7 protein-coding genes are annotated in these 11,362 nt (G+C 43.1%); 2 read left to right on the top strand and 5 right to left on the bottom strand.

Annotated features, from left to right (window positions below):
* Both ACEYW6_RS24575 and ACEYW6_RS24570 read right to left on the bottom strand, forming a co-directional pair.
* On the bottom strand, window positions 1–1,858 hold a 1,858-nt coding region (locus ACEYW6_RS24575), incomplete at its 3' end, for a beta strand repeat-containing protein (protein ID WP_412981815.1).
* Between the two features lie 65 nt (window positions 1,859–1,923).
* Window positions 1,924–3,027, bottom strand: a complete 1,104-nt coding sequence (locus ACEYW6_RS24570; RefSeq protein WP_412981814.1) for a TIGR03032 family protein — start codon at window positions 3,025–3,027, stop codon at window positions 1,924–1,926.
* Between the two features lie 698 nt (window positions 3,028–3,725).
* Between ACEYW6_RS24570 and cysC the strand changes: the two genes are divergently transcribed.
* Window positions 3,726–4,268 (top strand): adenylyl-sulfate kinase, encoded by a 543-nt coding sequence (cysC, locus tag ACEYW6_RS24565; RefSeq protein WP_412981813.1) that lies wholly within the window; start codon window positions 3,726–3,728, stop codon window positions 4,266–4,268.
* Window positions 4,269–4,315: 47 nt separating this feature from the next.
* On the opposite strand, the gene ACEYW6_RS24560 is transcribed toward cysC, so the two are convergent.
* Entirely contained in the window at window positions 4,316–6,304 is a 1,989-nt protein-coding gene (locus tag ACEYW6_RS24560) for an ABC1 kinase family protein (RefSeq protein ID WP_412981812.1), read from the bottom strand.
* 259 nt (window positions 6,305–6,563) lie between these two features.
* Between ACEYW6_RS24560 and recN the strand changes: the two genes are divergently transcribed.
* On the top strand, window positions 6,564–8,312 hold the full coding sequence (gene recN, locus ACEYW6_RS24555) for a DNA repair protein RecN (protein WP_412981811.1): 1,749 nt from the start codon (window positions 6,564–6,566) through the stop codon (window positions 8,310–8,312).
* A gap of 246 nt (window positions 8,313–8,558) precedes the next feature.
* Here the strand turns inward: recN and ACEYW6_RS24550 are convergent, their stop codons facing one another.
* Window positions 8,559–9,263 (bottom strand): SAM-dependent methyltransferase, encoded by a 705-nt coding sequence (locus tag ACEYW6_RS24550; RefSeq protein ID WP_412981810.1) that lies wholly within the window; start codon window positions 9,261–9,263, stop codon window positions 8,559–8,561.
* A gap of 73 nt (window positions 9,264–9,336) precedes the next feature.
* Entirely contained in the window at window positions 9,337–11,322 is a 1,986-nt protein-coding gene (locus ACEYW6_RS24545; protein ID WP_412981809.1) for a bifunctional metallophosphatase/5'-nucleotidase, read from the bottom strand.
* Between the last annotated feature and the right edge of the window lie 40 nt (window positions 11,323–11,362).

The raw sequence follows: 11,362 nt of genomic DNA, 5'->3' as shown, positions 1-11,362 counted from the left end.
TACGAGTTGTGGTATTTGGGTTGTCGCTAATGTTGGTATATGTAATGGAACGCAGTGCGGTTTGATAATTAGCAACAGTGGAACTGCCAGTTAAGGTTAAAACGCCTGTGCTGCTGTTGTAGCTGCCTGTAATCCCATTTTGGTTGGTAAAGGCGAGGGTGTCTTGAGCAGAAACAAAACCACTGGTAATGCTAACGGTGGCACTGAACAGGTTAGCGGAGTCTATATCACTGACGGTGATGCCTGAGTCGATGGCTATAGTGGCGTTCTCGGTGTATGCCAGGGCAGAGTTGGTGGCAGTAGCAATGGGTACATCATTTACTGGCGTAATATTAATATTACGAGTAAAGGTGGTGCTATTAGAAGTCCCATCATTAACTAGAAAGCTGATGGTACGAGGTGTAGTATTAGGGTTGTCGCTACTGTTGGTATAAGTAATAGAACGCAGTGCAGTTTGATAATTAGCAACGGTGGAACTGCCAGTTAAGGTTAAAACCCCTGTGCTGCTGTTGTAGCTGCCCGTAATCCCATTTTGGTTGGTGAAGGCGAGAGTGTCTTGAGCAGAAATAAAGCTACTGGTAATGCTGACGGTGGCACTAGCCAGGTTGTCTGAGTCTACATCGCTGACGGTGATGCCTGAGTCGATTGCTGTAGTGGCGTTCTCGGTGTATGCCAGGGCAGAGCCAGAACCAGAGGTGATTGTCGGGGGAACCCCAGCGTTAATGTTTAGTTGGGCATATATCCCACTACCAGACTCGTCTTGACCATCGCTAGTCCAGGAAATGAGAAAATCTCCTCCTGCATTCATCGCTACTGTAGAGTTAGATTGATTGCCAGTGATGATGGTATTGACCTTAAATTCACCCCCAATAGCTACCCCGGCACTACTGTAACGTTGGGCATATATCCCATCTCCAGACCCGTCTTGACCACTGCTAGTCCAGGAAATCACAAAGTTCCCCACTTCATCCATCGCTATTGTGGGGTTAGATTGATTGCCGATGATGGTGGTATTTACTTGGAATTCACTACCTTGAGCCACCCCAGCACTGTTGTAGCGTTTAGCATATATCCCATAGCCAGATCCGTCCTGACCATTGCTAGTCCAGGAAATAACAAAGTCCCCATCTGCATCCATCGCTATTGTGGGGTTATATTGACTGTCGGTGATGGTGGTATTTACTTGGAATTCACTACCTTGAGCTACCCCAGAACTGTTGTAGCGTTGGGCATATATCCCATAGCCAGATCCATCCTGATAATAGCTTTGCCAGGAAATAACAAAGTCCCCATCTGCATCCATCGCTATTGTGGAGTTATTTTGAAAGCCGATGATGGTGTCATTGACCCTAAATTCACTACCTTGAGCCACCCCGGTACTGTTGTAACGTTGGGCATATATTCCAAAGCCATCCCCATCCTGACCATTGCTAGTCCAGGAAATAACAAAGTCCCCATCTGCATCCATTGCTATTGTGGGGTTAGATTGACTGTCGGTGATGGTGTCATTGACCCTAAATTCACTACCTTGAGCCACCCCAGAACTGTTGTAACGTTGGGCATATATTCCAAAGCCATCCCCATCCTGACCATTGCTAGTCCAGGAAATCACAAAGTCCCCATCTGCATCCATCGCTATTGTGGGGTTAAATTGATTGCCGGTGATCGTGTTATTGACCCTAAATTCACTACCTTGAGCTACCCCATCAATGTTGTAGCATTGGGCATATATCCCATTACTAGACCCGTCTTGACCATCACTAGTCCAGGAAATCACAAAGTCCCCATCGGCATCTATCGCTACTGTGGAGTTAGATTGATTGCCAGTGATATAAGTATTGACTTGGAATTCAGTCATGAAAAAACCTCTGAAAAAAACTAAAAATTTGATTTCAACAATTACGCTCTGATTAAACAGATTCTTTAGTCATTAGAAATCACTGCACTCGGTCGCAGCCAGTAGTTAAACTCTGGTGCAGTAAATGCTTGGCGGATTTCTTTTCGTTCCTGATTCAAAACCATCGGACGCTGTAGATCAGCAAGAAACTGCACATCATAAAGTTCTTGACAGCCTGTAATGAAATTCAACATCCCCACCTGCTGCCCATTTCGTAAATCCACGACTGCCACACCACAAAGTAACTGCTCAAAGCGTTGGGTAATAGGCAACCCTCCGAAAATATGCCGTTCCCGAATCTGGCAAAGTCCCACTAGCGCGTAATACCCTACGCAGCACAACCCCCGCAGAAATCCAGGCAGTACGCAGACTACTTGTTTGTCTCCTGATTCTGGATGAATGCGCCATACTTCCCCAGCGCCAGAGTTGAGCAGCCACAAAAACCCGTCATGCCAAATTGGGGAATGGGGCATTGATAATCCATCTAAAATAATTTCATTGCTCTCCACTTCCACCACGACCCCACCGTTGGCTTTCCCCGGTCGCCATCCCCCAACGGTATCTGTCGCACCGAGGGCAGTTACATACTTGGGGTTGCCATCCACCATCGCTAACCCATTAAGATGGCAACGGTCTTCTGGTACTACTTGGGAAATAAATTTGGGATGCCAGCGCGGTACAAAGCTAAAGTCTGGACTCAATGCAGAAAGACAAGAAAAGCGGGTGTTGACAATCCACAGCCCTTCCCTGCCGAATTCCATGTCGTGAATGTTGAGGTCGCCTGTGAAGTATGCCATCCGTGGTAGGTAGAGGGCATCATAGCGTCCGGGTTGGTCTTCTAAAAACTCATAAGCTAATGCAGGGGCATTGGCTAATAAACAGACTTCGTGATGGCTAGCTACTGCCAGACGTGAACCATGAACTGCCAACCCCATTGGTTTAGAAAATTGGCGTAACAGCATGGTAATTTGTTGTCCATTCCAGCCCAAAACTGCCAGTTTGCCAGCTTGGTAGGTGGTGATAGCAATGGAGCCTCTGGCTTGACTTAGCCAAGAGATAAATCCCTGATCGGCATCACACTTAATTAAGTTATTCTCTTCTGGGGCAGTAGTGCTAAAGGTGGATAACATAAATCAGTTGAATTAAATTTCAAATTTAGTTGGGGAAATTTGGACTTAGTTGAGTAAAAAAATAGTCAGTGGCTCTAAACCTTGAAGTTGACCGATAAATCTCTCACTACAAACCTTTCAGAATTAATGACACAGACTACTAGGCAGGCAATCATTGCCAATAAACAAACCTGTATCAGAAACAGAACCCAAAGGAATTGCCCCAGATAACAGGTCACATCGTCATAAAGCTGCGCTGTGTAAACTTTGCAGACATTTTGAGCTTAGTTTTTTTATAACGTCCTATTGGTAAATCTTATTTTGTAAACTATTGTTATAATAAAGACTATTTAGATAAAAAAAATCTGTATATATACTGGATATAAAATTTGGTTAAAACTTTAATAATTTGTAACCTGGGTCAGCAGGTTTTCTTTGTATAGCCATGAGAGTAGTCGTTAGGTTTAAGAAAATGCGTAGGCGTAGCCCATCGTCAATATGGCCAGTCTCTGGATTAAATATTTAAACTAAATACGTGTAAATGCGATTACTTTGCTCGAAATCAGTATAGATGAAAGTAGCAAGGCTGACACAAATCGTCAAGCAACGCCTAAAATTACTGCTAAAAAAGGATTATAAAAATAAAATTGCTATTTGACCCGAAAGTACCCAAAAAAGCTTTTTTTGGTGTGCCATTTGAAGTGTACGACGGAGGTAAGATGAGACAACCAGAGTCTGGTGTGACAGTATGGTTAACTGGTCTGAGTGGTGCAGGTAAAACTACTATCTGTCAATTCGTAGAAAATAAATTACGGATGCAGGGATACAGAGTTGAAGTTCTCGATGGTGATGCAGTACGTCAAAACCTATGCAAAGGGTTGGGTTTCAGTAAAGAGGATCGAGAAGAGAATATTCGGCGTATTGGCTTTGTGGCTCACCTTCTTGCCAGAAATAATGTAATTGTACTAGTTTCTGCCATTTCACCGTACCGCGAAATTCGGGAAGAAGTGCGCCAAAATATTCCGCATTTCATTGAAGTTTATGTCAATGCATCATTAGAAGTTTGTGAACAGCGAGACGTAAAAGGGTTATATAAAAAAGCAAGAGCCGGGAAGATTAAGCACTTCACTGGTCTCGATGATCCTTATGAAATCCCACTCTTTGCTGAAGTCGAATGTAAAACTAATCAAGAAAGCGTTGCTGAAAGTGCAACTAAGGTTTTAGAAAAGCTGGGAGAGTTGGGTTATTTATATAGTTGCTAGATTGAATGATTTATGAGTTAAAAACTTTCTTTAACTCATAAATTTCACTACGATGCCAATAATTGCCTAATTAACCTGGCTACAGCTTTTTGTGTGAAGCGGGTGGCAATTTGTTGACCCAAACGTTGTACATCTGAATTTACCAATAACTGGGAAATTTGGGGCGCAAGTTGCACTGGGTCAAAGCCTCGTGTTTCTCGGAGAATACCTAATATACGTTTGATATGCTCTAAGGTTTGTTGTTGCTCTACTGTCGCCGCCGGAGTTTCATTAACTGCTGTTAACCCAACGCGTTCCCGCAGCAAATAGGTGAAGTTATGCAAAACATTTTTACCTAAAGCATCGAGTCCGTTAACAGATTCATCTACTAGCTTGTCACGAATAAAAGCACCGCGTTCAGATGATAGAAATTCTATCCCCTGATTCAGCACTAAGTTGAAGTCGTAGTCTTGACTGTTACGCGCATTTTTTAACAAGTTTTCTAAGCGATTCCAGCGAAATCTGCCATCTTTAAAGAGCAAATCTTGTAATGATGCTCTTAATTGCGGTGCTGGGTCTGTTAGCAGGCGTTTAGAAACGTAGGGATAAGCTTCGCTGAGAACTTTAAAGTTGGGATCTATATATATTGCAATACCTTCGAGCGTCACTAGGGAGCGAATAATTAAGGCGTAATATGGGGGTACACGAAAAGGATACTCATACATCAAAGCCGATAGTTCATCGGTAATGCTTTTAATGTTAAGTTCGGCAACACTGGCTCCTTGGGCATCAGCAAAGACTCTGGCAAAAGCTGGGATAATTGGTGTTAAATCAGTTTCTGGTGATAAGAAATCTAACTTAACGTAGTCTTTTGCTAAACCTTCAAAGTCGCGGTTAACGACGTGGACGATCGCTTCAATCAATCCATAACGCTGAGGTGGCTTAATCTCGCTCATCATCCCAAAGTCGAGATAAGCTAATTTTCCATCTGGTGTTGCTAACAAATTACCAGGGTGGGGATCGGCGTGGAAAAATCCATGTTCTAGTAACTGGCGCAGGGAACACTGCACACCCACTTCAATTAGGTAACGAGCATTTATGCCTTGAGCGCTAATTTCTTCTGTCTGGGTTAATTTAGTGCCGTTAATCCACTCCATCGTCAAGACGCGACGATTGGTGTATTCCCAGTAAATTTTCGGTACATATACGTCTTGAATATGACCATATAACTCGAAAAATCGTTCGGCATTTTCGCCCTCGTGGATGTAGTCCATCTCTTCAAAGATGCGATCGCCTAATTCATCGAGAATACCAACTAAGTCACTTCTTACCCGTTTGACCTTTTTCTGCACCCAAGCAGCGAGGTTACGCAAGATATACAAATCAATGGTGATCCGCTCTCGTAAGTCGGGGCGTTGGACTTTAACAGCGACTTCTTCACCAGTTTTTAGCTTACCTTTATAGACTTGACCCAAGGAAGCCGCAGCAATTGGCTGGGCCGAGAGTTCGGCGTAAACCTCTTCTGGAGGTGCGCCTAGTTCTTCTTTGATAAACTGGTAAGCAAGTTCGTTGGGAAAAGGCGGTAATTGGTCTTGTAGCTTAGTTAATTCTTCTAGGTATACGGGAGGAACTAGATCCGGTCTGGTGGACAAAGCTTGTCCAATTTTGATGTAAGCAGGCCCCAACTGGGTAAGCAATACTCTTAACTGAGTGGCTCGGCGGCGGTCATTTTTGACGACGATTCCCCGTTTACTATCCGACCACAACCCAAAAGCAAAGGATAGAGTCGGCCCCAACACGGCGAAAATCCGCCGTACAACTTGCAGTTTTCTGTTTTGGTAATGCGCCGCTATGCTCACCGGATCGTAAAGCGTCTCAGGTTCGGCTGTTGGCCTCACCTGTTGGGCGGCTAAGAGTCTTGGCGAGCGCACAACTAAGCTTGGTGTACCATCTTCTGGCAGTACATCAATAACGTCCAGTTCGCCTCGGCTATTTGTGCCGTTGCGATTGTCCTCCTGAATTGGTCGGGAACTAGGGGGAAGTGTCTTAACAATCATGAAGAAGGCCACCAGTCAGAACGATCACATTAAGTATTGTAACAATATGTTGAAGGATTGAGCATGGGCCATTAAGTATTGGGCATTAGGATTAAAAAAATATTTTCCACTACCCAGCCGCCAGTACCCAGTGGTTTGTTACACTTAAACGGGCATACTAGTTCAATAGTAGTAGGTATTGCTAGTTGCTGAAAGATCATACTTATTGTCTTGTAAGTTAGAAGTATCCGGCATCTGCCCTCATGGAGAATTTGGCTTGATGTTGCTTTGCCTACGAATTGAAAACTTTGCCCTAATTGACCAACTGGAATTGGAATTTGGCGCGGGACTAAATGTGCTGACAGGTGAAACCGGCGCTGGAAAATCGATTATCTTGGATGCCATTGATGCGGCTTTGGGCGGTAAAGTCTCTAGTCGAGTCATTCGCACGGGAACAAGTAGGGCGATGGTAGAAGCTACTTTCACCTCAAACGCCCCCCTAACGGCTTGGTTGACCGAACAAGAAATAGATTTGCTTGATGAAAATTCTGTAGTGATTAGCCGAGAAATCACAGCCACTGCTAGTAATATTCGTAGTCGATCGCGGGTGAATGGCGTGTTGGTAAATCGGCAGATTATGGGAGGAATGCGCGATCGCTTGGTGGAAATCACAGCCCAAGGTCAAACGGTACAAGTCGGACAATCTGCCCAAGTCCGCGACTGGTTAGATTTATATGGCGGTGACTCTCTGATGCAGCAGCGTCATAAGGTGGCTACTAGCTTCAGTGCTTACCAACAGGCGCATCTAGCACTAGAAAAACGCCGGACATCGGAACGGGAAAGGTTGCAACAACTTGACTTACTTACTTATCAAGTTCAAGAACTGGGAGCAGCCAATCTCAGCGAACCTAATGAATTGGAACAGTTGGGACAAGAACGGGAACGCCTCAATCATGTCGTCGATTTGCAACAAATGAGTTACAAAGTTTATCAGGCTTTATATCAAAACGATAATGAAACTCCCGCCGCAGCAGATTTATTGGGAGACAGTGAGATTACATTAAATGACATGGTGGAATATGATACCCAACTGCAACCCCTATTAGAATTGGTGCGGGATGCGCAAGCTGGGGTAATGGAAGTGGGAAGGCAGATTAATGCCTATGGGGATGGATTGGAAGCCGATCCGCACCGATTGGAAGAGGTTGAAGAACGCATTCGGGAATTAAAGCAAATTTGCCGTAAGTATGGGCCGACACTTACAGAAGCGATCGCTTATTACCAACGTATCCAAGGGGAATTAGCCCAACTTAATGACAGCGAACAATCTATCGAAAAGTTAGAACAGCAAGAAAAGGTGTGTTTTGAAAAACTCACCCAAGCAAGCAATCAGTTAACTCAACTACGGAGTAAGGCGGCTGCTAATTTAGAATCACGTTTAATAGCTGAACTCAAGCCCCTAGCGATGGAAAAGGTGAAGTTTCAAGTTGAGATAGTGCCTGCTTCCCCAACTGCTATGGGAGCAGATAAAATTACCTTTATGTTTAGTCCCAACCCTGGAGAACCACTGCAACCTTTAACGGAAATCGCCTCTGGCGGGGAAATGAGTCGGTTTTTACTCGCGCTGAAAGCTTGTTTTTCTCAGGTTGATGTGGCTGGAACAATGGTATTTGATGAAATTGATGTCGGCGTTTCAGGAAGAGTCGCCCAAGCGATCGCAGAAAAATTACACCAGCTAAGTCAACGTAACCAAGTATTATGTGTTACCCACCAGCCTTTAGTTGCGGCAATGGCTGATCGCCATTTCCGCGTAGATAAGCAAACTATCAATCAAGGCAAAGGTAAAAAAACCAACGATGGCAACGCCGAACAGCGTACCGTTGTCAGAGTTACTACCTTAGATAATTTAACCACTCGTCGGGAAGAACTAGCGCAGTTAGCTGGTGGTAAATCTGCAAGTGACGCGATCGCTTTTGCAGAATCTCTGTTATTGCAAGCTGCTAACCACCGCCGTGGGGAGCATACTTAGGAATGTGGATTAAATAACATCCAGATGAAGCAGAAGCAGAAACAGACAGTGCATTTTTGCAGTTGTCTCAAGTTACTTCTTCTGAAAGAGCAAGTCAGTGGTATGCAGGATTACTACAAGTCATTGAGTCTTTATTGCAAATGCCAAGGCAATTTTCTCTAGCTAGAGAAAACTATTATTTTAGCCAATAAATTCGCAAGATACTTTACGTTAGATGTCACAACTCCAAAAATTACGAATTACGAATTACGAATTACGAATTAAATTAACATCTCTGGTTATCTTCAACATTTTATTTCCACCAGGCTGTAGTTCGTATTCAACCTTTTCAATATCTACTTTATAACCCTTTGAAGTGTAATATTTAACTATTTCATCTAAATGTTGTGAATGTTTCCACATTAAAGTTATGAGGGGAAATATTCGGACTTCTTTAGCAATACGCAGCATCTCACCTACAGAATCTAGGTGAAAATTGTAATCGAGATGGTCTGAATATAAAAACAATAAATGTGAACAAAGGGCTATATCAAATTCTTGATTTTTAAATGCCAATTTTGGCAATTCCCCGGCTCTGTATCTGTTGGTGTTTATGCCAGTTTCATAATCAGACAGAAATTCTTGAATAACTTTCACTCGATTGTTTCGCAAATCCTCTGGAGATTTATGATAGCTCCATACCCAATCATTTGATGTAGCCTTGACTTGGTTAATGATGTTATCTACAACTTCATTAAATCTTTGCAATATTTCATCATCGGCAAATTGGTAGAGTGGATCAACAGAAACTACACTTTTACCCTGACGTGTCATTTCCGCATTAAAGCTTGCCGGGCCATCCCCAATCCCAATAATTCTTTTATTTAAATCTGCATTTGTTAAATTGAATATTTTTATATATTCATCCATTGACCTCCCAAAAGGAACTACTTGATCTAAAACCATTGCCATAGAATTTACCTCATCAATAGACTGATTACACAGAATAATAGCAAACTAAAAATACTTTATTGCTAGACGGCAATCATTCAAATGAATCTGATAACACCACATCTTTACGCAATTTGAGATTTTGAATGCGAGTATCTTCGGTGGGTGGCACATCCCTTTGAGCAAATGGAATTTGCTTAAAGTTAGCAGCCAGATATTCTGCTAATGCATCTTGCTCTGAACCATCAGCAGCAAAGGTGGCTAAACCTGTGCGTTTGCTATTATCAGCATCTTTTGATGTCAAATCAACCCCTTCTCTTTTGGGAAAAGGATAGCCATCACCACCAGTTGCGAGGAAGTTGAGGGTAACAGTGCGGAAGACCCGATTAGGGTCACCCACTAACTCTGCATTTTTAACCACGACATCAATAATTTTGCCTTTCCCATCTTTGATAGCAAGGGATTTGACACGCTTACCTGCTGGCAAGTCCGGGTCAAAGCTAAAGGTTAATCCCGCTACTTGGGGAAAACTACCAGGGGTAGCACCGGGCGCTATGGCTGCTACACTGTGTTCAATGACTGCTAGTAGTTCTGTTGCACTCAGAGTAAGTAAAGTCAAGCCATTGTTGAATCGTAGCGCATTGGTGATATCAAGTTGGGAAATTTCTTTTGCTTTCTTACCTGCCACAGGATTTGCTTGAGGTGGCAGTTTGATAACATCCTGTGAGCGAGTCGAACCTGCGGGAAAGGTATAGATACCAATATTGTCACGGATGCCACCACCATTTTTGATCGAAATGACAGTTTTCGGATCATATCGCTTGGCGATCGCTAAATCAGCTTCAGCTGTCAAATTCCCTAAATTGGTTTCTTGTGTGCGAACATCACCTCGCCAGCCATTGAGGAAAACGTTGGTTTTACCGAAAATCTGACCATCTTGCGCAATAATAACTTTTTTAAGTGCCTCTGTAATGGCGACAATTTTGGGGTCGGGTTTCCCACCTACAGATGCTACTCCTTGGGAATCAGTAGCATAAGCACCGCTAATTTTGGGGTCAATACTAAACGGAATAATCACTCCATTGGCATCAAAGTTAACTACTAGACGACCGAGATAGCGATAGTTACCATCAGTATTAACTACGGCTATCGGATTACCATCTGCTGCTTTTTTGAGGATTGGGTAAGTTCCAGCAGATTTATCACCCACTCGGAGACGGTCTGTTTTATCGGCTAGTAAGGTATTGGAACCACCAGCAACAATAATATCTACTCCCTTGAGTAATTCTGCTAGCTTTTGCTCAATCGCAATTTGCTGCATATGTGCCAACAGAATAACTTTATTAATCTCTGGGTTTTTTGTCAGCAGTTTATCAACAGAAGTTTGAATTTCAGCAGCTAAGGCGGCGATGTCTGCGGCATCACGCTCATTAAATTCTTTAGGCAACACAGTTACACCACCGGGAGAGGAAATAGTCCGCAGTGTGGGAGTTGTCGCCCCAACTACAGCAATTTTTTCACCATTGAGAGTAATAATGGTGCTACGGGCAATCTTATTAGGAATTTTACTTGCCTCTTGACCATCAGTAGTAACTAATTTTGCTAGGTCTTTATCAGTGCTGAAGTCTAGATTCGTGCTGAGATAGGGGAATTTTGTGCCTGGGTAATCTTCTTTAGGTCGGATTAAGTCAGCAACAAGACCCGTTCCTAAGTCAAATTCGTGATTGCCAAATGCGATCGCACCAAATCCAAGAGCATTTAAAATTAAGATATCTCCTCTTCCCTGTCCACCAAAAGCTGTGTCACTGGCAAATAAGAATGGACTAGGAATATAAGCATCTCCAGATGAAAGGATTAAGGTATTAGGATAGTCAGGCTTCCTGTCACGATTTGCATCCTGATTTTTGAGGACATTCAACACCGCAGAAAAGTTTGGTACATCCTTCAGCGCAGGAACACCTGCTTCTTGGTCAGAAGTATGTAATAGTTGCAGTGTGAATCCTGGCTTAGGTGCTGTTTTGACTTGTGCTACACCAACACTAGTTCCTAGAAATAAAAAGCTGCCAAATCTAATTAGCAAACTTAAGTGCTTAAAACTTAAATATAAAGTATTAAATTTA

The organism is Nostoc sp. UIC 10607 (genome assembly GCF_047228265.1).
GTDB classification, from domain to species: Bacteria; Cyanobacteriota; Cyanobacteriia; order Cyanobacteriales; family Nostocaceae; genus Nostoc; species Nostoc foliaceum_A.
Note: the sequence above shows the minus strand (reverse complement) of the source record. Positions and strands in the feature narration are given on the sequence as shown.